At 32.5% G+C, this 23,996-nt stretch carries 16 protein-coding genes and 1 tRNA gene; 10 read left to right on the forward strand and 7 right to left on the reverse strand.

Annotated features, from left to right (window positions below):
- Position 1: 1 nt before the first annotated feature.
- Complete coding sequence (gene porT / locus ACZ49Z_RS03515) at positions 2 to 694, forward strand: type IX secretion/gliding motility protein PorT/SprT (protein ID WP_464306814.1); 693 nt, start codon at positions 2 to 4, stop codon at positions 692 to 694.
- Between the two features lie 4 nt (positions 695 to 698).
- Here porT and ACZ49Z_RS03520 read toward each other — a convergent pair whose 3' ends face one another.
- Positions 699 to 1,421 (reverse strand): TrmH family RNA methyltransferase, encoded by a 723-nt coding sequence (locus ACZ49Z_RS03520; protein ID WP_464306815.1) that lies wholly within the window; start codon positions 1,419 to 1,421, stop codon positions 699 to 701.
- 36 nt (positions 1,422 to 1,457) lie between these two features.
- On the opposite strand from ACZ49Z_RS03520, the gene tamL reads away from it, so the two are divergent.
- From tamL to ACZ49Z_RS03540, 4 genes are all read left to right on the forward strand, one after another.
- Complete coding sequence (gene tamL / locus ACZ49Z_RS03525; RefSeq protein WP_464306816.1) at positions 1,458 to 3,998, forward strand: translocation and assembly module lipoprotein TamL; 2,541 nt, start codon at positions 1,458 to 1,460, stop codon at positions 3,996 to 3,998.
- A gap of 44 nt (positions 3,999 to 4,042) precedes the next feature.
- Positions 4,043 to 5,110 (forward strand): class II fructose-bisphosphate aldolase, encoded by a 1,068-nt coding sequence (gene fbaA / locus ACZ49Z_RS03530; RefSeq protein ID WP_464306817.1) that lies wholly within the window; start codon positions 4,043 to 4,045, stop codon positions 5,108 to 5,110.
- Between the two features lie 72 nt (positions 5,111 to 5,182).
- A complete protein-coding gene (gene accD / locus ACZ49Z_RS03535) occupies positions 5,183 to 6,037 on the forward strand; it encodes an acetyl-CoA carboxylase, carboxyltransferase subunit beta (protein WP_464306818.1) in 855 nt (284 codons plus the stop codon).
- A gap of 131 nt (positions 6,038 to 6,168) precedes the next feature.
- A tRNA-Leu gene (locus ACZ49Z_RS03540) sits at positions 6,169 to 6,250 on the forward strand.
- Between the two features lie 26 nt (positions 6,251 to 6,276).
- Here ACZ49Z_RS03540 and ACZ49Z_RS03545 read toward each other — a convergent pair.
- The 6 genes from ACZ49Z_RS03545 to ACZ49Z_RS03570 form a co-directional block, all read right to left on the reverse strand.
- Positions 6,277 to 6,720: a hypothetical protein gene (locus ACZ49Z_RS03545; protein ID WP_464306819.1), complete on the reverse strand. Its 444-nt coding sequence runs from the start codon at positions 6,718 to 6,720 to the stop codon at positions 6,277 to 6,279.
- Between the two features lie 93 nt (positions 6,721 to 6,813).
- A complete protein-coding gene (locus ACZ49Z_RS03550) occupies positions 6,814 to 9,681 on the reverse strand; it encodes an alpha-amylase family glycosyl hydrolase (protein ID WP_464306820.1) in 2,868 nt (955 codons plus the stop codon).
- 74 nt (positions 9,682 to 9,755) lie between these two features.
- Positions 9,756 to 11,222: a SusE domain-containing protein gene (locus tag ACZ49Z_RS03555; RefSeq protein ID WP_464306821.1), complete on the reverse strand. Its 1,467-nt coding sequence runs from the start codon at positions 11,220 to 11,222 to the stop codon at positions 9,756 to 9,758.
- Between the two features lie 18 nt (positions 11,223 to 11,240).
- Positions 11,241 to 12,326 carry a SusE domain-containing protein gene (locus ACZ49Z_RS03560; RefSeq protein ID WP_464306822.1) on the reverse strand — a complete coding sequence of 362 codons (1,086 nt, stop codon included), beginning with the start codon at positions 12,324 to 12,326 and terminating at the stop codon, positions 11,241 to 11,243.
- A 16-nt stretch (positions 12,327 to 12,342) separates the two neighbouring features.
- Complete coding sequence (locus ACZ49Z_RS03565) at positions 12,343 to 13,938, reverse strand: RagB/SusD family nutrient uptake outer membrane protein (RefSeq protein WP_464306823.1); 1,596 nt, start codon at positions 13,936 to 13,938, stop codon at positions 12,343 to 12,345.
- Positions 13,939 to 13,949: 11 nt separating this feature from the next.
- Positions 13,950 to 16,892, reverse strand: coding sequence for a SusC/RagA family TonB-linked outer membrane protein (locus tag ACZ49Z_RS03570; RefSeq protein WP_464306824.1), 2,943 nt, complete (start codon positions 16,890 to 16,892; stop codon positions 13,950 to 13,952).
- A 228-nt stretch (positions 16,893 to 17,120) separates the two neighbouring features.
- Here ACZ49Z_RS03570 and ACZ49Z_RS03575 point away from each other — a divergent pair, with 228 nt between their 5' ends.
- The 5 genes from ACZ49Z_RS03575 to ACZ49Z_RS03595 all read left to right on the forward strand — a co-directional run bounded on the left by ACZ49Z_RS03575 (position 17,121) and on the right by ACZ49Z_RS03595 (position 23,995).
- Positions 17,121 to 18,143, forward strand: coding sequence for a LacI family DNA-binding transcriptional regulator (locus tag ACZ49Z_RS03575; RefSeq protein ID WP_464306825.1), 1,023 nt, complete (start codon positions 17,121 to 17,123; stop codon positions 18,141 to 18,143).
- Between the two features lie 202 nt (positions 18,144 to 18,345).
- The gene (locus ACZ49Z_RS03580; protein WP_464306826.1) at positions 18,346 to 19,713 is read left to right on the forward strand and encodes an MFS transporter; all 1,368 of its coding nucleotides are present in this window, start codon (positions 18,346 to 18,348) and stop codon (positions 19,711 to 19,713) included.
- A gap of 2 nt (positions 19,714 to 19,715) precedes the next feature.
- On the forward strand, positions 19,716 to 20,372 hold the full coding sequence (gene pgmB / locus ACZ49Z_RS03585) for a beta-phosphoglucomutase (RefSeq protein WP_464306827.1): 657 nt from the start codon (positions 19,716 to 19,718) through the stop codon (positions 20,370 to 20,372).
- Positions 20,373 to 20,375: 3 nt separating this feature from the next.
- The gene (locus tag ACZ49Z_RS03590; RefSeq protein ID WP_464306828.1) at positions 20,376 to 22,685 is read left to right on the forward strand and encodes a glycoside hydrolase family 65 protein; all 2,310 of its coding nucleotides are present in this window, start codon (positions 20,376 to 20,378) and stop codon (positions 22,683 to 22,685) included.
- Positions 22,686 to 23,062: 377 nt separating this feature from the next.
- On the forward strand, positions 23,063 to 23,995 hold the full coding sequence (locus tag ACZ49Z_RS03595; protein ID WP_464306829.1) for an alpha/beta hydrolase: 933 nt from the start codon (positions 23,063 to 23,065) through the stop codon (positions 23,993 to 23,995).
- Position 23,996: the final 1 nt, after the last annotated feature.

The following is a 23,996-nucleotide window of genomic DNA, read 5'->3' on the forward strand; positions in this document are numbered from 1 at the left end:
TATGAAGAAAAGTATATTTTTATTATTGGTAACCGCTTTAGGTTATTCGCAAGCAGGGATGTTTGGCAAAGACCCAATTATTAATCAGGAGAATTTCGACAAACAAAAAGTACATTGGGGGTATTTTTTAGGTTTTAATAGCCTCGACTTTAAATTTGATTACCTTACCCCAACTGAAGATATCAAGTCAGAAACCACAATTGGTTTCAATGTAGGACTTGTTGGAAATCTTAGACTAATGGAATATGCAGACCTTCGTTTTGAACCTGGTTTGGTAATCACACAAAGAAATTTAACATTTCCAGGATTCGACACACAACGAGACGCATTAAGAGAGGTAAAATCTACATACATTCACTTTCCACTTTTATTAAAACTCTCTTCAAAACGAACAGGAAATATTCGCCCATATGTTTTAACAGGAGTATCAACCACATTAAATTTAGGGAGTAACTCAGACGCTCCAGATGACAATTACAATCAGCGCTTTAGAGTAAAAAAATGGACTAACAATTACGAGCTTGGCTTTGGTATTGATTTATATTTAGAATATTTTAAATTCTCCCCTTCAATTAGAGGCGTTTTTAGTATGAATGATGAATTAATCAGAGACAACACACCAGACAGTCCGTGGACAGGAAACATTCAATCCATGAAAACAAGAGGGATTTTTATCAATTTTACATTCCATTAATTTTTTAACGTCTAAATTCACTCAAAATAATTGCTGTTGCTGTTGCCACATTCAAACTCTCCGTTTGCATAAGTTTGCCAAATCTAGGAATAGCAATTCTTTTTGTTACAAAACCTTCAATCAGCTTACTAATTCCATTAGCTTCATTACCCATTATGATAACACCTTCACTAGGTAATTTTTCATGATAAATATTTTCACCATCCATAAAAGTACCATAAATAGGCAATTCTATAGTCTTCAATATATCCTTTAAATCAGCATAAACAATATTAACCCGACTAATTGATCCCATTGTTGCCTGAATAACCTTTGGGTTATACACATCAACTGTCGCTTCAGAGCAAATCAATGTTTCAATACCAAACCAATCACAAAGACGTATTATGGTACCTAAATTTCCTGGATCTCTAACATCATCAAGCATCAAAATTAGACCCGATAGATCATTTTTTTTCTCAATAGGAATTTTAAAAAGAGCCAAACAATTATTAGGTGTTGTTAAAGCAGAAATTTTTTTCATTTCATTTTCAGAAATGGTATAAAATTTGTCTCTATTAACCGATGAAAATTCAATATCTGTAGAAAACAAAATCTCTAATTCATAATTAGCATCCAACAATTCTTGAATTACTTTTTTACCTTCTGCTAAAAATAATTGATGTTGCTTTCTATATTTTTTTTGTTGTAAACTTGTAATAAGTTTAATTTGGTTTTTACTAACCATAAAAATTGTATTTTTGACTAACTATTTTTAATTACATTGAAAAAAATCTTTCCAAAAATAACACTAATATTTCTAACTGGTATCATTTTTCATTCGTGTTCGATTGTAAAGAAAGTCCCAGATGGAGAAAAATTACTCACTAAAAACATCATTCTAACCAATGACAGCATTGTTAAGAACGAAAGAATAGAGGCTTTATTAAGTCAGAAACCAAATGGAAAACTGCTAGGATACCCATTTAGACTTAACCTATACAATTTAGCGAAAGAAAAACCAGATACCCTATATTATATTTGGCTAAACAAAAAACCAAACAGAAGGAAAAATCTAGCAAAAATACTTTCCAACAAGCAAGTAGATAGACTAAGTCAATCTTTCTTAGTATCTGGTTTAAGTAGTTTTTTAAAAAAAACAGGAGAAGCTCCTGTTATTATTAACCCAATAAAAACAAGATCTTCAAAAAATAAAATTAAAGGATATTACCAAAACCTGGGCTATTTTGACACAGAAGTAGAACCCAAAATTGACTCTGTAGCATTTAAAAAAGCAAAAATAACATATACTGTAAAAACAGGCGACCCTTCGTTTATTGATAGTCTTTCCAGAAGAATAGAAACACCTCAGATCGATAGTTTATATCTCAAAATAAAAGACGCTTCCTATATAAAATCAGGAAAACAATATAATGCAGATAATTTTGATTTTGAAAAAAACAGATTAACAGAATATTTTAGAAACAATGGAGTATATCATTTTCAAATAAACCATATTCGCTATGATGTAATTACCAATACGAGAGACAAAACAGTTGATGTAGTTTGTGAAATTGAAGATCGAAAAATAAAAAAAGGAGACACACTAATTAAAACACCTTTCAAAATATACAAAATAAGCCAAGTAAACATCTATACAAACAACACTTCTCGAAAAGTGAATAAAATTACAGATAGTACAACCTACAATAATTATAATTTCTATAGTAACGGAAAGCTAAATTACAAACCAAAAGCCATTGCAAACGCAATATTCATTGAGAAAGGAAATCTTTTCAGCGACAAAGAACGGTCATTAACTTCCATTTCATTAAGCAATTTAAAGGTGTTCAATTTTCCAAATATAGAGTATATTGAAGACCCTTACAATGAAAATCATCTAATTGCAAATATCTATCTTACTCCTTTAAAAAAGAAAAACTTAACAGCATCTATAGATTTTACACATTCAAACATTCAAGATTTTGGAATTACTGGAAACCTCTCATTGACCTTCAGAAACCTATTTAGAAGAGCCGAAACACTAGAGATTTCTACTAGAGGAAACATTGGTTCTTCTAAAGATTTAGCAAATCCTAAAAACATTTTTTTTAATATTGCAGAATATGGAGCAGATGTTAAAATTTCTTTCCCAAGAATATTTTTTCCAATAAATACTAGGGCAATTATCAAAAAAGAAATGCTTCCTACCACACAAATGAGCTTTGGTTTAACCAACCAAAAAAACATTGGTTTAGATAAAGAAAATTTCACTGGGGTAATCAATTATAATTGGCAGCCCAAAAACGACACAAGCCTCCGTTTCGATCTTGTAAACATTCAATTCATTAGAAATTTAAATAGCGGAAATTACTTCAATGTTTACAAATCTTCCTATAACAGACTAAATAACCTTGCACAAACTTATAGCATCGATCCTACTGACTTTGAAAACAACAACCTTACCAATAATGGAGCTGTAAATTTTATAAATGATGTCATAAACGGGAATACCGCTTTATCTCAAGGTCAAAATGATTATGAAGCAGTTAGAAGCATTGGTGAAAGAAGAAAACGTTTAATCGAAGACAACCTTATTGTCTCAAGCGCTCTAACATTCACCAAAAACACAAGAAAAGGACTTCAAGATGATACTTTTTACAGTTTCAAAACTAAGTTTGAAAGTGCAGGAAATCTTTCTTCGTTAATATCTAGACAAATTGACGAAAAAAGAAGCGACAATGGTAACGAAACATTATTCGGTATAGAATATGCACAATATATAAAAGGTGAATTTGACCTAGTAAAACATTGGGGCTTTGGAAAAAAGAGAGTCCTCACATTCAGAACCTTTGCTGGTCTAGCAGTTCCTTATGGCAACGCAAAATCTATTCCTTTTTCAAGAAGTTATTTTGCAGGAGGCTCCAACGATAATAGGGGCTGGCAAGCCTACAGTTTAGGGCCTGGAAGCAGCGGAGGTATAAACGATTTTAATGAAGCTAATCTTAAACTAGCAGGAAGCATTGAGTATCGTTTTAATATTGCTGGCAAAATAAATGGTGCTTTATTTGCAGATGCTGGAAATATTTGGAATGTTTTTGACAACATTGAAGACAAAGCCTATACTTTTAACGGAATAAAATCTTTGCAAGATATTGCACTGGGAACAGGAATAGGATTACGATATGATTTTGATTTTTTTGTATTCAGAATAGATTTTGGGTATAAAACTTACAATCCTGCTAAAGAAATGAGTGAAAGGTGGTTTAGAGATATAAACTTTGGAAGAACTGTTTTAAATTTTGGTATTAATTACCCATTCTAATTTTTTAAATTATTATTTTTGTAACATTAATTAAACAATCAACTATGAACCATACAATAAAACCTGGTGTTGCCACTGGAGATCAGGTACAGGAAATATTTAGATTTGCAAAAGAAAAAGGATTTGCTTTACCTGCTGTAAACGTAACTGGATCAAGTACTATTAATGGTGTAATGGAAACTGCTGCAAAACTAAACGCTCCAGTTATCATTCAATTTTCCAACGGTGGTGCTCAATTTAATGCAGGAAAAGGTTTATCTAACACCAATGAAAGAGCAGCTATTGCAGGAGGAGTTGCTGGTGCTAAACACATTCATGAATTAGCTGAAGCATATGGTGCAACTGTAATACTTCACACAGATCATTGTGCAAAAAACCTACTACCTTGGATTGATGGTTTATTAGATGCTTCCGAAAAACATTTCGCAGAAACAGGAAAACCTTTATTCAGTTCTCACATGATTGACCTATCAGAAGAACCTATTGAAGAAAACATTGAAATTTCTAAAAAATATCTTGAGCGTATGAGCAAAATGGGCATGACTTTAGAAATTGAATTAGGGATTACAGGAGGTGAAGAAGACGGAGTAGATAACTCAGATGTTGATAGCTCAAAATTGTACACCCAACCAGAAGAAGTAGCCTATGCTTATGAGGAATTAATGAAAATTAGCCCTCGTTTTACAATTGCAGCTGCCTTTGGAAATGTACATGGTGTTTACAAGCCTGGAAATGTAAAATTAACACCAAAAATTTTAAAAAATTCACAAGAATTTGTTCAAAACAAATTCAAAACCGGGAACAATCCTGTTGATTTTGTTTTCCATGGTGGTAGTGGATCAACTCTAGAAGAGATTAGAGAAGCAATCACTTATGGTGTTATAAAAATGAATATCGATACCGATTTACAATTTGCTTTCACAGAAGGAGCAAGAGATTACATCACATCGAAAGTTGACTATTTAAAAACACAAATTGGAAACCCTGAAGGCTCAGAAATACCAAATAAAAAATATTATGACCCAAGAAAATGGGTTAGAGAATCTGAAATTACATTCAACAAACGTTTAGAAAAAGCTTTTGAAGATTTAAATAACGTTAATACATTATAATAATAGAGAACAGTAATTACCCCATATTATTGGGTTAGTTACTGTTTTTTTTTACTGCTAATAATAAAATATATGGCTTGGTTTAAAAGAAAAGAAAAAGGAATTCAGACCCTTACAGAAGATAAAAAAGATGTACCAAAAGGATTATGGTACAAGTCTCCTACTGGAAAAATTATCGACACAGAAGAATTGGCTAAAAATCTATGGGTAAGCCCAGAAGATGATTTTCACGTGAGAATTGGAAGTGCAGAATATTTTCAAATACTATTCGATGATAATGTTTTTAAAGAATTAGATGAGAAAATGACTTCAAAAGATCCGTTAAATTTTGAAGACACTAAAAAATATAGCGTACGATTAAAAGACGCTATGGAAAAAACAAAATTAAAAGATGCAGTTAGAACAGCTGTTGGAAAATCTAAAGGAAAAGATTTAGTTATTGCCTGTATGGATTTTGCTTTTATTGGTGGATCAATGGGAGCAGTCGTTGGTGAGAAAATAGCAAGAGCTATCGATTATTCTATACAAAACAACACTCCTTTCCTAATGATTTCTAAATCAGGAGGAGCAAGAATGATGGAAGCTGCTTTATCATTAATGCAATTAGCAAAAACTTCTGCGAAACTAGCACAATTAGCAGAGGCTAGAATTCCATATATATCTTTATGTACTGACCCGACAACAGGAGGAACAACTGCTTCTTATGCAATGCTAGGAGACATTAATATTGGTGAGCCTGGAGCCCTAATTGGTTTTGCTGGACCTCGTGTTGTTAAAGATACAACTGGAAAAGACCTCCCAGACGGCTTCCAAACTTCTGAATTTTTATTAGAACATGGATTTTTAGATTTTATTTCTCATAGAAAAGAATTAAAAAACAAAATCAACTTATACCTAGACTTACTTCTAAATCAAGAAGTTAGATAACCATAAAAGCCAACAAATTTTGTTGGCTTTTTTACTACAATAAATTATTCTATTTTTTTTAAAAAAATACATAAAAGTATTTTGATAGTATTAAAAAATAATACTATATTTGCACTCACAATATGACACACGCGGGTGTGGTGAAATTGGTAGACACGCCAGACTTAGGATCTGGTGCCGCAAGGTGTGAAGGTTCGAGTCCTTTCACCCGCACAAAAGCCGAACTTTGTTCGGCTTTTTTATTTCAAAATCCTCAAAGTATTACTATAAGTAATTTTATACTTAACAGCCTTTGCTTCACGAATCTTCATTACATAGATAAATTTATGTTTTTTAGCATTTTTTGAATTTATTATTATTTCTTTTTTTGAGAAAACATCTTGAATAACAAGATTATTTTGATTATCCACACTAAAGAAATCAGCAATTCTTGTATTCAAGTTTGAAATAGGATATGATGAATAGACTGTATTTATACCCTGTGTAATAACAATTTTTTCTCCTTTAAAACCTTGAGTTAAAAACAAGACACTTCTCTCTTTAGAAGAGGCTTTATTCTTCTTCAAAAAAACAGCAACTTCATTTGCTTCCATTCCTTTAAAGTCGTCTCTAAAATTGGTTTCTACTACCGATTTACAACTAACAACACATATTCCTATCAATAATAATAAATATATCCTCATAATACTATAACAACGAAATTTAAAAAATCGTATTAAAAAAGCACTAATTTTAAGTTAAAATTAGTGCTCTGCAAAATAACCAAAACTCAAAATTTATTTTTTTATCAGCTTTTTAACAACGAAACTATCTTCATTATAAAACAATTTAACGAGATAAATCCCTTTTTCTAAATTACCCACATCCAACTTATCGTTTGTAGTAACATTAGAAAAAACTACCACTTTTTGTCCCGTAATGGCAGACAATTCAATTTTCTGAACATTCATAGATACTGAAAATTCATTTTTCACAGGATTTGGATACATTACAATTTCATCTGTAGTAACAAAAGAATCAATAGTAAGTACACTTGGTTGATTACCAAACACTCTAAATTTACCAGCAGGAATAGATATTGGTGAAGTTGTATTAGTAACAACAAGCGAAGTATTATCCATTAAATCATACCAACTTCCTGTATATGGAAAATCTGGAATAATCGTTACATCTGATGTGGAAAAATTAGCCAATACAACAACATTTTTTAAAGCTGTTGATGGCAGTGAATTATCATAAATATAAATTCTTTGCTTTAAATTATTACCTGCTTCTGGACTAATTGCATAATCTCCATTAAAAACCACTTCTTGCTTCTTTAAGTGAATTAGTTTCGCATAATCTTGATAGATCGCTCCTCTAACAGGATCGTTTAACCAATTTTCTACCCATTGCGGTTGTGGTTTTGTATCTAACTTACAATCCCCTGCAATAGCATCAAATTCTGTATTTACAGTACCATTAGAACATGTATAAATTGAATCATCCATTCCTAATTCTTGAAAATGCCAAATCATTTTGGGACCAGGTATCAAAATACTTGTTGCTGCAATAGCGCCCGCTCTATTCAATGCGTTTTGTAGATTTCCCCCAACAGGATTTGTTCCTGCACTTGCCCCATAAGTAATTGCTTCATACATCAACCTGTCTTTATCATGACTTTCAGGGTAACCAATCAAACGTTTCCCAGAAAAACCTCTACTAACATGCCCCATTCTTGAAATATTTCCATTAGAAGCATACCCTAAAGCCAACTGTTTATAGGACGTAAACAATTCTCCCCACATCATTATTCCTTTCCCTTCACCAATTTTATAATCTGCCCACTCTTTTTCTTCCGCATCAGACCCTAGGTGTTCAAAAATAACATAATGATCGGGATCCAAACTCCATGAATAATCCGCATATTCTTTAAGCACATCAACCCTATCTTGCTGGAATTGATTTGTCAAAGCATCACTCCCTGTTGCGTTCTGGGTAAATCCTTTCGTTAAATCCCACCTAAAACCATCAATTTTAAACTCGTTTATCCAGTATTTCAACGTTTGCTTCACATAGTTTTTTGTATAATCTGATGAATGATTAAAATCTTCACCGACACTGTAACTATGGGTTGCAACAGTATTAAAATATGGATTTTCAACACTTGGACTTCCCCAACCATCTCCATCTGGATCGTTCATCCACATTCTAACCATTGGATTCCTTCCAAAAGCATGATTAAATGCCAAATCTAACACAACTGCGATATCGTTTTGATGACACAAATCTATCAATTCTTTCAATTTATCTTTTGTACCATAAAATTTATCCAGCGCCATATGAAAAGAAGTATTATACCCCCAACTTTCATTACCCTCAAACTCCATTACAGGCATTAACTCTATTGCATTTATACCTAAATTTTTCAAATAATCTATCTTATCTATAACATCTTGAAAATTTCTATCCGAATCAAAATCTCTAATCAAAATTTCATAAACCACTAAATTATCTTTATTAGGCTTATTAAAATTAGTCACTTGCCAGTTATAAGGCGTTTGACCTGTTTGAAGCACCGTAACTTCTCGCTCTTGTCCAACAGGATAAGAAGGTAAATTCGGATAACTTGCGGCTGGAATCCAAGAATCATCAAACGGAGACAAAACCAATGTTGAACAAGGATCTGCCACTTTCACCAAAATAGGAGAATTTGCAATTGGAGTTTCATCTACAACCCAATATTGATAAGTTTCGATTTGTTCAGCAGTTAAACCCGTAAGTTCTAACCAAAATTTATTGATAACTGGATCTTTTTTCATTGCATATGAAGAATTGGGTTGCCAGTTATTAAAACTTCCAGCTACATATACAAAATCTTTACCAGGAGCTTCCAAAACCAATACAGCTTTTGTATTATCAGCTAAATAATTAATCCCATTTTCTAATCCGATTGGTAGAGCTTCTGAAACTGTAACGGGATTAACAATTACAGAAAATGATTTCGTTTGTGTAATTACTCCTTGTGTTATCTCTAAAACATAATTCTGATTTGAAACAATATTCGTATGATTATATGAATATGTATTTACTCCTGAAACTGCGTTTATAGAAACGCCATTCGCTTTCAAACTATAGTCTGCAACTCCGTTATTATTATTTGCCTCAACAAACAAACTTCCTCCAGAATTTATAATTGTTGTTGAATTCTGAGCGGGTGAAATTAATGTCGATTGAAACAAACCTACTTCTATCAAAATATCTTGCGATTTCTTATCTCCTGAACCATCTTTTGCTTTAATCAAAAAACCAATTCTCCCCATATTAGTTCTTGCATAAAAACTTGAAGGCACGAATGACATTGTATAGGTATCATTAGTTGCGTTATAAGTCAATCTATTTGCTTCATTTGAGTTCGTCCAAGAACCATTTGTTGGACAATCTAAAATATTCGCATCATTACTATCATATGACCAAGACCATAAATACAATGCATTCCCTGCAACACCCCAAGTAGCCTCATTAATCGAATTACCATTTACCGTAATAGTAATATTTTGATTTTCATTGAAGGAAGCTGGCGAAACAGAATAAGTTATTGTTTGTTGCTGTCCAAAAGCCAAAGCAGTAATTAAAAAAGTTAATATTTTAGTAATTTTTTTCATTTGTGAATCTTATTTATTTTTATTAAAGCCTAAAAAAGGGTCATCTAAAACTCCTAGACAACCCTTTTCTTTTATTATTGAGGAATAATTATGTACCTTCCATCTAAGTCATTAAACCAAACATCATAATTACCAGAAGCTTCATTAAATGGAAAATTATTTCCACTTCCCGCTAATAAAGATGTTCCATATTGATGTTGCGAACCAGTATATCTCCAGACATTTGACCAAGTATCATTTGCTCTAATCAAAAACTCATTTCCTGTTGTAAAAGCTACACCAAGAGCATACCATAAATGCGGATTATTAGCATCTTGAACAAAATTAACCTCATCAGTATCTCCCCAACCTCCAATGGCAGCACCAATAATACCCATACTAGTATACACAGGTGCTGCAGAAACATTATATGGAGTAACTGTAAAAGTTCCAGATTGCCCAACTGTTGTAAAACTATAAGTATAATATCCAGCCGTAGCAACATTAAAAGTTCCGGGATCTGAACCTCCACCAGGATTCGCTGCTAGTGTACTACCATCATTTGTTCCCCATTGTGGTTGCCACTGCCCTTTTATTTCTAACATTTTAAATGCTCCTGCTCCAAAATAACCAGTATAAACATAATTATTAGGCACATCTTGGTTTCTAAAAACTGGCGTATTATTATTGTTATTATTCCAATCTGCCGAAGTTGCATTACCTACAAAGTATAAATTTGGAAAAACAACATTATAAGGCGTTACAGAAATCGTAAGAGGATTAGAAATTCTTTCCAAAACACTTCCGTTTTCGTTTGTTGTTCTTGCAACAATTCTTAAATCCATGTTTCCAGCTACACCAGCAACCAAACCTATTCCTAATGCCACAGCATTAAAATCTGCATGAGTAGAAGATAATGTTGTTGCATTTTGAACAGCCCCAACTGAAACTGGTGAAGTAAAACCAGATCCTGATAAATCAGCTTCTATAGTGTAATCTACATCTATACCTAAATTAGAATTTAAAACTGCATCTGTCCAAGTTGTTGTAATTGCAACGCTAGACGAAGACGCGATGGACAGAACAAAACTATCATTTGCAGCAGGACTTGTGAACACCGCAGGATCTGTAGGATATGTAGTCACTAAAAAAAGTACAGCATTACTCAAAGCACTACCAGAATTAACTCGCAAATAGACCGCAATATCCCTAAAAGTAGTTGCTCCTGCATCATGAATTGCAGCATTCAAATCTTCTACAGAAATAGAAAATGTGTTTGAAGTTGAATTTCCTAAATTAAAAATGCTTGTAAACTCAGCATCTAAAGCCATTTCAATACCATAACTAGTGGCACCAGTTAAATTATCATTCCAAGTAATAGTCAAAGCTGAATTTTGCGGAAGACCAAAATTTAAAAACACATTATTAATTCCTGGTTGCTGTAAAACAAATGCAGCATCTGGAGATTTAATTTCTAAACTTTCTTCATCATCACAAGCTGTAAAAATAAGAGCCAATGACAAGACTAAAAGACAGGTTATTTTTTTTATATATAAATTCATCTCAATATTTTTTTAAGATTATAAATTCAACGGAATAAGAATATACTCCCCTGTTAAATCATTATACCAAACATCATAATCATCCTCAACAACTACAGGGATATTCTCCCCATTTGCAATAGCAGTTCCAGAGAAAGACGTTGAACCACCCCAAACTACACCAGCATTGTTTAAAAATTGTAAACCTCCTGGTGTTAAATGTAAGTTATTTACATACCAAATATGACTATCAAAACTTGATTGATTCATTGCAGTAGTTGCACCAGCAGATCCTTGCACTGTCATAGTTGAATAATTCGGTAAAGTAGAGACATCAAAAGCTACAAACGAAAAAGTATTGGTAGCATAATTTATTGTAAATGTATAATAGCCTGGAGTTGCAATTGCTGCATTATTATTTGGAAAAGTTCCAGGATCAGAGCCCGTCCCAGGGTTAACATCTATAGTTGCACCATCATTCGTTCCCCATTGTGGTTGCCAAAGCCCTTTGGTTTCTAATATTTTAAATTCCCCAGCTCCAAAAAAACCTGTATAATGATAGATTTTTGAATTTGAAGCCTCTCTAAACAAAGGATAGTTATTATTATTATTATTCCAATTTGAAGCTGTTGCATTACCCACCAAATAATAATCCATAAACGGATAATTAAAATAAGGATATACATTAAATGAAATACTATTTGAAGCTACAGGCAAACTAGATTGTGTCCCTACTGAAGACACAATTCGTGCATAGACAGTATTCCATGCAAATGGAGGCAAACCAACATTGCCCACTGCAGCATTTAATTCTGCAACTGAAAGCGTTATTGCATTATTTCCGTTTACTGTACCCGTTACTATAGGGTTTGTGAAAGTAGCATCTTCTGATAGCTCTAAACTATAATTAACTGCTGTTTGCTGACCATAATTAGCCAATGTCCAATTAAAAGTAACGGCAGGGTTATTATTATTAACAGGGTCTAACTCAATACTATTAATCGCTAATTCTGACAGAACTACTGGATTAGTTTTAGAAACTTTTAGATCATCTACAGTATCTTCGCATGAACTTAAAAACAAGATAGCACATGCTGTTTGTATAAAAATTACTATTTTTTTCATCTTCTTTTACTTTTGATTAATACCCAGTGTTTTGAGATAAATTAGGGTTTGATGCCAAAGCTGCACTAGGAATTGGAAACACTTTTAAATTACTCGATATTGCAATTCCATTTGATCCGTTTCCTTTCCAAACCCAATTGTAGCTTCCTCCTGTATATTTCCCAAATCGGATTAAATCTTGCCTTCTATGTGCTTCCATATATAGCTCTCTAGATCTTTCATTGATTATAAAATCAAGTGTTAAATCTGAAGCAGTTATGTTAGCAATTGAACTACCATTATTTGCTCTTTCTCTCAACATATTCACATATGAAACGGCATCTGCCATTGTTGCATTTGAAGCTCCTCTTGCAGCACATTCAGCATACATTAAATACACATCTGCCAATCTAAACAAAGGAAAATCAGTATCCACAAACGTAGAATTTGAACCTACTATACCTGTTGAAGATATATTAAAATATTTTCCAAAAACATACCCTTGATCTTTATCTGCTATAGACGTAATTTCAATATTTCGTCCTGCACTAATAATTGTATTTCTAGTATCGTTTGAATAAATTGGATCACTAAAAACCTGAGAAAATTGCTTTCTCAAACGAATAGCACCTCCCCAGCCTCCAACACCAAAATCACTTCCGTTTGCTTCTATTGAACCAACTTGTCCATTACATAAAACAGTTGTTGGTCCATAATTTTGAGTTACAACAGCATCTGATTGAAGTGTAAAAATTAATTCTGACGAGAGATGATTGTCTTTTTTAAAATTATTTAAATAAGTTGGATTCAAAACATAACCTCCTGCAATGATTTCATTACACTTTGTTACACACTCTGCATATTTATTTACCCCAATAAAAACCTCAGCATTCAAATACATTTTAGCTAAAATCATATTTGCAACTGCTTGATCTAATCTACCATACTCATTAGATCTAGGAGCTTTTAAACTTGGCAATACACTATTTATTTCAGATTCAATGAAAGTAAAAAGTTGTTGCCTATTGTATTCTGGACCTTGATAATTAATTGGATTATCTTCAGTGATAAAAGGAGCTTTCCCAAACAAATCCATCAAATTATAATATGCTAAAGCCCTTAAAACTCTAGCTTCACTTCTATAAAGATTTATATTTGCAATTTCACTTGCACTAGTTATCCCTCTTGCACTTAATTTCTCAGAAGTTGATTGTCTTAAAAACTCATTGGCAATAGCCACTTCAACCATTGTTCTACTAAACATTCCTAAAATAATAGGATTATCGGCAGTCCAAATATTTCGTTGCAACTCTCTCGTCCCTGGATCGTTTTCGTAACTCCATATTATTTGATCTGCAGTTAAATCTTGCATATACCACAAACATCTACCATATTGACTTGTTCCTGCATCTACACCTTCTAAAAAAGAAGAACCTGCATCGCCAGTTCCTGTTAAAGATAAATTACCATAAACCCCAGCAAGTGCTTGCTTATAAGCCCCAGGTTGCGCATAAAACTCATCCGCTGTTAACACATCGTCATCATCTGGAGTAACATTCAAATCGTCTGTACAAGAAGAAAACAGAAATAGAACCCCTACAAATGCTAATAAATTAAACTTAAAATTTTTCATAGTTATATTTTTTAAAATTTAATATTTGCTCCAAACAATACAGCTCTTTGTCTTGGATAAATTGTATTATCAATTCCGTTATTTGTTATTTCTGGGTCCAAGCCAGAATATTTAGTAATAACAAAAGCATTTTGAACACCAGTATAAAGCCTTAAAGACGCTTTTCCTTCAATCCATTTAGGAAAAGTATATCCTAAAGTAACATTGTCTAGTCTTAAAAAAGAAGCGTTTTCTACATACAAATCGGACAGAATAACGTCTGAAGTAGTCGTAAAACCAGTTTCTGCAACAGAAGTTGGGATATTTCCTAAAGCCGAGGATTGTTGATTTAATAAATTATATTGCGCATTACTAGCATTTACTCCATTATAAATTCTATTTCCTATGCTCGCTCTCATATTGAAAGAAAAATCTATATTTTTATAATTCATATAATTAGCAAATCCGAAAGTAGCATCTGGATCAGCATTCTTATAAACATATCTATCATCACCATTAACAATTCCATCACCATTCAAATCAGCATAAGCACCTTCTATAGGACTTCCATTTGCATCATATAGTTGTTTATAAACATAGAATGAATAAGGAGTAAAACCTTCTCTATGAATTTGAGCTGTTCCTCCTGTACCTGCACCAATTCCTCCTAATAGTATATCAGAATCTAATGCCAATTTATCAATTCTTCTTTCAAATTTTGTAGCATTAAAATTCACACTCCATTTAAACTTATCGTTTTCCACAATGGTTGCGTCTACAGAAAGCTCAATTCCTTTAATAGTCATGTCTCCTATATTTTGAACACCTCTATTTGAAAAATTCCCACCATCTGGCAAAGCTGTTCTAACCAATAAATCTTCTGATTTTTTATAAAAAACATCAAGCGTTCCTTTAATTTTATTACCAAACAATCCATAATCAAAACCAACATTATAGGTTGTTGTTTCTTCCCATTTTAATTTAGAATTAAAAGCAGTAGAAACAGCTATTGGAGTAGCTAACGTTCCGAAAACATATTGCGATGAATTTCCTCCTGTTACATATTGTTGCAAATATGACAAACGATCATTAATATCTTGTTGACCAGTAACTCCATAACCAATTCTTAGCTTCAAATCAGAAACTAATTTAGACTCTTGCAAAAACTCTTCTTTCAATTTCCATGCGAAAGCTGCCGCTGGAAAATTCCCCCATCTATTCTCTTCAGAAAAACGAGAAGAACCATCTCTTCTATAGGACAATGTTAAAACATATTTATCATTATAAGTAAAATTTGTTCTTCCAAAGAAGCCTATCAAAACTAAATCTGGATAACTATCCACATCTGCTATATTACTAGTGTAATTAGGCTGAAGTATATTTCCTGTAGAGAACTTACGTCCTTCAAATTTTTGATAGGAATAGCCCAACGTTGCATCTACTTCTAAGGTGTTGAATGTTTTTTTATAATTAAAATAAGTATCCAAGGATCTGTTTATTTTAATCTCATCTGTAAACTCATCTGCTCCATATGTTCTGTTATTATTATTGGGTGAGGCTCCTGTGAATGGAGAAACCGATTTTTTCCTTTCTCCTTTAGATTGATCAAAACCTAAATTCACTACAGCTCTCAGTTCTGGTAAAAAATGCAATTTATAATCTACTGAAAAATTCCCAAATAATCTGTTATTAATTCCTCTATCATTTGTTTGAATTAATTGTGAAACAGGATTTCTAACCACACTTGGCGTCAATTCTGCATATGCTGGGTCTGTTGCTTGATTCCAATATTCGAAATAACCACCATAATACGAATCCACATCATAAATCGGTTGTGTTGGATCAAATCGTATAGCTGAACCTTCAACGTTTTCTGCAAATCTATTTTTTTCATTTGCATAATTTGCGGCTATATTTATTTTTAAATGATCATCAAAAAATGCTGGATTTAAAGCCAATCCAATAGTATTTCTGTTTAGCTTGTTGGTTAACCTTAATCCTTCTTGATAAGTATTCCCTAAAGACAGTCTTGTTGGTATTTTTTTAAACAAACTACCCCTAATTGAAAGATTATTATCAACCAAGTCTGTCTTTCTGTAGATGGCCTCTTGCCAATCTGTATTTGCATTTCCTAAAAGTCCAACACCTGCTGGATAATGTGTTGCAACAACATCTCTAAATTCATCCGCAGAAAAAACAGCTACTTTTTTTACTAATTTCCCAGCTGCATATTGAAAATTATAATCAACATTTAGTTCTTTCCCACCTTTCTTTGTTGTTATAATGATAACACCATTTGAAGCTCTAGAACCATAAATAGCAGTTGCTGAAGCATCCTTTAAAACAGTAAAAGAATCAATATCACTTGGATTTAAAGCTGCTAAGATTGACGTTGAACCCGTATTGGAAGAGTTTTCTATTGGAAGACCATCAATAACAATTAAAGGATCATTTGAAGCTGTTAAAGAAGCACCTCCTCTAATTCTTATTTCAGATCCAGAACCAGGAGCTCCACTAGTATTGATGGTTAAACCTGCAACTCTACCATTCAATAAATTTTCGGCTGTTACTACCGCACCTTTATTAAACTCTTTAGAAGAAATAGTCGTTACCGCTCCTGTTGCATCTTTCTTCTTTACTGTACCATATCCAATTACTACAACTCCTTCTAATTGATTAGTATCTTCTACCAATAATACTGTAATTTCTTTTTGTCCATTATATAGTACTATCTGTTTTACAAAACCAAGATATGTAAAAACAATTTTATCTCCTTTTTTTAAGTTTGACAGCGTAAAATTACCGTCGAAGTCGGTAGCTGCTCCAGTGCTACTCCCCTCTACTGTAACATTCACACTAGGCAAAGGTTGCTGTGTAGTACTTTCTAGCACAGTTCCCTTTAAAATGTTTTGAGCAAACATCCCTAAAGGTAATATGAGCATGAAAAGTAAAAGTTTTTTTTGTAATGTTTTCATACATTTTATTTTGGTTAAACGCTTTAATAATTATGCTTATAAATCACTTCTAATGTTAAATTTATGTAAAAATGTGAGAAAAAAAAACTAACATTTATTTAGGGCTTACCGAAAACGTTTGCGTGTTGAAAACTTTATTAAAACCGACAGATTTTATAGTAAAAATTGTGATACTAAAAAAATAAAAGTACTTTTATTAAAAATATTGAATATTTAGTCAACAACTTCATGAAACGTAAAGTAACACTCAAACAAATCGCTAAAGAATTAGATGTTTCTATTTCAACAGTGTCCAAATCTTTAAAAAATAGTCCAGAAATAAGTGAAGATACACGACTAAAAGTTCAAGCTTTTGCCAAACTATACAATTACAAACCCAATAATATTGCATTAAGTTTAAAGAATAAAAAAACCAAAACTATCGGAATAATTATTCCAGAAATTGTACATCATTTTTTCGCGACAGTAATTAGCGGAATTGAACAAGTTGCTAATGAAACCGGATACAATGTAATTGTTTGCCTGTCTAACGAATCCTTTGATAAAGAAGTAATTAACCTAGAAATGCTAGCCAATGGCAGCACCGATGGCTTTATTATGTCTTTATCTAAAGAAACACAACAAAAAAAAGATTTTCATCATTTACAAGAAGTCATTAACCAAGGCATGCCTATCGTAATGTTTGATAGAATTACAAACGAAATATTATCAGACAAAGTCATTATAGATGATCAACTTTCAGCCTATCAAGCAGTGAGCCACTTAATAGAAGAGGGACGAAAAAAAATAGCCTTAATCACAACTGTGGACTATGTGAGTGTCGGCAAACTAAGAACGGATGGTTATTTAAAAGCGCTCTCAGATCATTCTATTGCTATAAACAATGATTTAATCATTAAAATAGAAAACATTGAGAATTGTTCCGAAGCAATTAACCACCTAATAGCAAATCAAGATATAGATGCTGTTTTTGCAGTTAATGAACTTTTTGCAGTTGTTGCAATAAAAGCGGCATCTAAACAAGAAATTAAAATACCCGAAGAAATGTCAGTAATTGCATTTACAGATGGTATTATTTCAAAATTTTCTTCACCAACCATAACTACTGTGAGCCAGAATGGGGTTAAAATGGGAAGAAAAGCAGCAGAAATATTAATTGAAAGACTTGAAGACGAAGATGAAGAAAATGAGAGATACAAGACAGAAGTTATAGAAACAAACCTCATTTTAAGAGAATCTACGAAATCGTAATAGTTACATTTAAAATACTAAAAAACAACAACATACAACTAAAAAAAACAAACCAATCAATTAAAAAAAGTACTAAAAAAAAATTGTCAGGTTAAAATAAAACATATATTTGCACTCTATCAAAGCTTGTATTTCACTTCTAAAAAATAAAAGTTTTGATAAGCAATAACGCTTATCGTAAATAATTAATACATTACGATACATGGAAAAGCGTAAGTTAGGTTTTTGGGAAATCTGGAACATGAGTTTCGGTTTCTTAGGAATACAGTTTGGTTTCGCCCTTCAGGGAGGGTTTATGTCTCGAATTTTTCAAACTCTTGGTGCCGACAAAGACGCAATACCTCTTTTATGGATTGCTGCCCCATTGACTGGTTTAATAATTCAACCCATTATTGGTTACTTAAGTGACAATACTTGGCATTCTAGATTAGGAAGAAGAAAGCCCTATTTTTTACTAGGAGCCCTATTATCTTCTATTACCCTATTTTTTGTACCCTATTCTCCAGCACTTTGGATAGCAGCAGGTTTCCTATGGATTCTCGACGCTTCAATAAACATTAGTATGGAACCTTTTAGAGCTTTAGTTGCAGACAAACTTCCGGATTCACAAAGATCCTATGGCTTTGTTATGCAAACATTAATCATAGGGATTGGAACATGGGTAGCTAGTAATTTACCTTGGTTAATTACAAAACTTGGCGTTAGTAATGAGGCTGCACCAGGAATTATACCTATGTCTGTAAAAATTGCATTTGCTATTGGTGGATTGGTATTTCTAATCAGCATTCTATATACCATTTTCACAACCAAAGAATATCCTCCTGAAAATTTAGAAGAATTTCAGAAAGAAAAAAAAGAGTCTCGATTTTTCAACGATCTTTTTAACTCTCTACAAGACATGCCTTCAACAATGAAAAAATTAGGCATCATTCAATTCTTTAGTTGGTTTGCCTTCTTTACTATGTGGAGTCTCGCTACTCCTTCTTTAACAGAACATGTCTTTAAAGCACCCGCACCCATTGAAAAAAATTACAATTTAGAAGATGAAGTTCAACTAGCTCAATTTAATGAAGCAGGAGCTAAATACCAAACTGCCGCAGATGCTGTTGGCTCAGCTATGGGAATTTATGGACTTTCTTCTATGGGATTTGCTCTTCTTTTAACATTTTATACTTCTAAATTTAGAATAAACAGAAAATACATCCATATGTTCTCTTTAATTCTTGGAGGAATTGGATTTATGATGATGAAATATATAGAGAATTCTTTCTATCTCAATATTTCATTTATTCTAATCGGTATTTCATGGGGAAGTATCCTTTCTATGCCCTATGCCATGCTGTCTAGTTCTGTAAATGAGAAAAAAATGGGAATGATGATGGGGCTTTTCAATATGTTCATTGTATTACCACAAATCATTGCAGCATTAGGTGGGATTAATTATATCTCTAAATTATTTGGAGACACTGCAATTGCTCCAATGACATTAGCCGGAGTTTCTCTAATAATTGCTGGACTGTGTAATTTTTTAATAACCGAAAAAAAAGCAATTAGCTTTCAAATCGACTAACCATGAAGACCAAAACATTCATATTCGACCTCGATGGAGTTATCGTTGATACTGCAAAATATCATTTTTTAGCTTGGCAAAGATTAGCCTCTAAATTAGGAATCAACTTTACACCCGAACACAACGAAGAACTAAAAGGAGTTAGTCGTGTAAAATCATTAGACTTAATTCTCGCTATTGGAAATCTTGAAGCATCGCAAGAAGACAAAAACAAATGGCTACAACAAAAAAATACAGAATATTTATCCTATATAGACGATATAGATCAAACTGAAATTTTACCTGGAGTACTCTTTGTTTTAGATTATCTTAAAAAAAACAAACACAATATCGTGTTAGGTAGTGCCAGTAAAAATGCCCGTCCTATTCTTGAAAAAACAAACATCCTACACTATTTCAATGCAATTGTTGATGGTAATGATGTGACCAATGCAAAACCAGATCCTGAAGTTTTCCTTCAAGGAGCAAAAAAAACGAATGACAATCCAAAGAACTGTATTGTATTTGAAGATTCTCTTGCTGGAATTCAAGCTGCAAATATTGCAAACATGATAAGCATAGGAATTGGAGACAAAGAAGTATTACAGGAAGCCGATTTTGTGTTTCCTGATTTTACGCATATCGACATAAATTTTATTGATAACTTAGTGAATAGATAAAAAATGAATCAAGATTATATTGTACCAAACAACTGGTCGATTATTGAAGAAGGATTTGAAGCTGATAGAGTAAAATCTTCTGAAAGTTTATTTAGCATTGGAAATGGTGCTATGGGACAACGTGCTAATTTTGAAGAAAAATATTCTGGAGACACTTTCCAAGGAAGCTATATTGCCGGAGTTTATTATCCTGACAAAACAAAAGTAGGTTGGTGGAAAAACGGTTATCCTCAATATTTTGCAAAAGTCTTAAATGCCCCAAATTGGATAGGTATTAATGTAGAAATCAACGGAGAAAATCTTGACCTAGCTACTTGTGAAATTAAAAACTTTCGACGCGAATTAAACATGCAAGAAGGTTGGTATAATCGTACTTTTAATGCAGTTCTTAAAAATGGAATTGAAGTAGAAGTGAACACCACTCGCTTTCTCTCATTAGAGATCGATGAATTAGGTGCTATAAAATATGAAGTAACACCAATAAACAATGATGCTAAAGTAGCTTTCAAACCTTACTTAGATGCTGGGATTGAAAACGAAGACACCAATTGGGAAGAGAAGTTCTGGGAAACATTAGAAATAAAACATGACGAAAACAACGCCTACATAGTAGCTCGCACTTTAAAAACTAAATTTTCTGTTGCTACTTATATGCAAAATAGTATATTGGTGAATACTATCTCTGCAAATGTCAAACCTGTTGAAGTAGAAAAAAAACCTACTTCAATATCGTTTACTTATGAAATTGCTGCCACAAAAGGTCAGACAGTAGCTATCGAAAAACTTGGCGGTTATACCGTTTCGACCAATCATATAGAAGAAAACTTAATCCCTGCAGCAAAAAAAATCTTAAAAAAAGGAAACGAATTGGGGTTCAACGAACTCTTAAACCTTCAAAAAGAAGCTTGGGCTAAAATATGGGAAATGAGCGATATTACTATTGAAGGCGATGTTAAAGCACAACAAGGTATTCGTTTCAATATATTCCAGCTAAACCAAACCTATCTTGGTAAAGATTCTCGCTTGAATATTGGACCTAAAGGCTTTACTGGCGAAAAATATGGTGGTTCTACCTATTGGGATACAGAAGCATACTGCATTCCTTTCTACATGGCAACAAAAGACCAAAATGTAGCAAGAAGCCTTTTAGAATATCGCTATAATCAATTAGATAAAGCTATTGAAAATGCTGAAAAAAATCTAGGTTTTAAAAACGGAGCAGCCTTATATCCTATGGTTACCATGAATGGTGAAGAATGTCATAATGAATGGGAAATAACTTTCGAAGAAATTCATAGAAATGGGGCTATTGCTTTTGCTATTTTCAACTATTATCGCTACACGGGTGATTATTCATACATTCCAGAAAAAGGCTTGGAAGTTCTAATTGGAATTGCTCGTTTTTGGCATCAAAGAGCTACTTTTTCATCAGATAAAAATCAATATGTAATTCTTGGTGTTACTGGTCCAAATGAATATGAAAACAATGTGAATAATAATTGGTACACCAATTACATCGCAAAATGGTGTATTGATTATACCTGCGAACAGATTGCAAAAGTAAAATCTGAATTTACTGATGACTATTCACGTATTATGAATAAAGTGAACCTTGATGAACCTGAATTAAATGAATGGAAAAAAGTAGCAGACAACATGTATTTTCCTTATTCTGAAAAACACAATGTATTTCTTCAACAAGATAATTTCTTAGACAAAGAATTAGTTAAAGTCTCAGATTTAGACAAATCGCAACGACCTATTAATCAAAAATGGTCTTGGGACAGAATTCTACGTTCTCCCTATATAAAACAAGCAGATACTTTACAAGGTTTCTACTTCTTTGAAGATCATTTTACTAAAGAACAACTAGAAAGACATTTTGATTTTTATGAACCTTTCACCGTTCATGAAAGTTCCCTTTCTCCATGTGTACATTCTATTCAAGCAGCAACTCTAGGAAGAATGGAACAAGCCTATACTTTTTACCTAAGAACTTCTCGTTTAGATTTAGATGATTACAATAAAGAAGTACATGAAGGTTTGCATATTACATCAATGGCTGGTACATGGATGAGTATTGTGGAAGGCTTTGGAGGAATGAGAATTAAAAATAATGTATTACATTTTGAGCCAAGAATTCCTAATCAATGGAAGGGCTATTCTTTTAAAATTAATTTCAGAAATCAAATTCTAAAAGTAGAAGTAACCCAAAATGAAACTAAATTTTCTTTAGAAGGTACTACTTCCATTAAAGTTTTTGTATTTGGAAAAGAAATTTTAGTAGAACCAAACTATCAAGTAACCGTATAATTTTTCATATCAGGATGTCCTAAAAGCAAAGAATCGACACCTATTTGTCACTCCAACATAAGGAAGAGTCTCGTAATCAATGTTATGCAATTTCTTCCTTTGGTCGAAATGACAAGACTACTGACTTTTAGGACACCTCATATTTTTTTAGAAAACATATTCTCCCATTAGAAATAAAAAAGAAAGAAATTATGAATAAAAAAGACAAATAGATAACTTTGGGAATAAACCGTAAAACAACAATATTTTTTACGGAAAATAAGCAATTAACATATTTAATCTATGAAATCGCCATTAGCAACATGTTTGTTATAAACAAACACCAATGATTAAAAGCGACACCATATATGACCGCTAACAAATTAAATTTTACATATATGAAAAAAGTATTTTTATTATTTCTTATTGGTACAGCAATATTTGCACAAGAAAAAACTACAATTTTACCAGAGTCCGACAAAGTTGAAGGTAAAATTATTAGAATTGAAGATTTTCCAACTAAAAACATCACTCCTAGGAATGTAGATATTTGGCTTCCAAAAAATTACTCAGAAACAAAGAAATACTGTGTGCTCTATATGCATGATGGTCAAAACTTATTTGATGCAAACGCAACATGGAACAAGCAAGAGTGGTTAACAGATGAAACAGCAAGTAAATTAATGAACGAACAAAAAGTTAAAGACTTCATTATTGTTGGTATTCATAACATCCCAAACATTCGATTTCTCGATTTATATCCTGAAAAGTCATTACAATATATTCCAAAACAAACAAAAGATTCCGTTTTTACACAAGCAAAAAAACAAGGGATGAATATTACAGAAAAAGATTTCAATGGTGACGGCTATTTAAAATTCATTGTTGAAGAGCTAAAACCCTATGTTGATAGCCATTTTTCAACTCTAAAAGACACAAACAACACATTCATTGGAGGCTCAAGTATGGGAGGATTAATGTCTATGTATGCGATTTGTGAATATCCAAATGTTTTTAGCGGAGCTATTTGTATTTCTACTCATTGGCCAGGAATGATGCCACAAAACAACAACCCTGTTCCTGCTTCCTTTTTTGCATATTTAAAAGACAAAATTCCTTCTCCAGAGAACCATAAATTCTATTTTGATTTTGGAACAGAAACACTAGACCAATTTTACCCACAATATGAAGACACCGTAAATCAATTGTTCTATGACAAAGGTTACTCTATTCAGAATTTCAAAAACCTACGCTTTGAAGGAGAAAATCACACCGCGTTGTCATGGCAAAAACGTCTTGATATTCCATTACTCTTTATGCTAAAAAAATAAA

This window comes from Flavobacterium sp. KY-23415 (genome assembly GCF_055384985.1).

Coding starts and splice junctions, on each gene's coding strand:
- ACZ49Z_RS03595 (WP_464306829.1), top strand. CDS start 23,063: ATGAAAAAAGTATTTTTATTATTTCTTATTGGTACAGCAATATTTGCA.
- ACZ49Z_RS03590 (WP_464306828.1), top strand. CDS start 20,376: ATGAATCAAGATTATATTGTACCAAACAACTGGTCGATTATTGAAGAA.
- ACZ49Z_RS03570 (WP_464306824.1), bottom strand. CDS start 16,892: ATGAAAACATTACAAAAAAAACTTTTACTTTTCATGCTCATATTACCT.
- ACZ49Z_RS03520 (WP_464306815.1), bottom strand. CDS start 1,421: ATGGTTAGTAAAAACCAAATTAAACTTATTACAAGTTTACAACAAAAA.
- ACZ49Z_RS03575 (WP_464306825.1), top strand. CDS start 17,121: ATGAAACGTAAAGTAACACTCAAACAAATCGCTAAAGAATTAGATGTT.
- porT (WP_464306814.1), top strand. CDS start 2: ATGAAGAAAAGTATATTTTTATTATTGGTAACCGCTTTAGGTTATTCG.
- accD (WP_464306818.1), top strand. CDS start 5,183: ATGGCTTGGTTTAAAAGAAAAGAAAAAGGAATTCAGACCCTTACAGAA.
- pgmB (WP_464306827.1), top strand. CDS start 19,716: ATGAAGACCAAAACATTCATATTCGACCTCGATGGAGTTATCGTTGAT.
- ACZ49Z_RS03545 (WP_464306819.1), bottom strand. CDS start 6,720: ATGAGGATATATTTATTATTATTGATAGGAATATGTGTTGTTAGTTGT.
- ACZ49Z_RS03565 (WP_464306823.1), bottom strand. CDS start 13,938: ATGAAAAATTTTAAGTTTAATTTATTAGCATTTGTAGGGGTTCTATTT.
- ACZ49Z_RS03580 (WP_464306826.1), top strand. CDS start 18,346: ATGGAAAAGCGTAAGTTAGGTTTTTGGGAAATCTGGAACATGAGTTTC.
- ACZ49Z_RS03550 (WP_464306820.1), bottom strand. CDS start 9,681: ATGAAAAAAATTACTAAAATATTAACTTTTTTAATTACTGCTTTGGCT.
- ACZ49Z_RS03555 (WP_464306821.1), bottom strand. CDS start 11,222: ATGAATTTATATATAAAAAAAATAACCTGTCTTTTAGTCTTGTCATTG.
- fbaA (WP_464306817.1), top strand. CDS start 4,043: ATGAACCATACAATAAAACCTGGTGTTGCCACTGGAGATCAGGTACAG.
- ACZ49Z_RS03560 (WP_464306822.1), bottom strand. CDS start 12,326: ATGAAAAAAATAGTAATTTTTATACAAACAGCATGTGCTATCTTGTTT.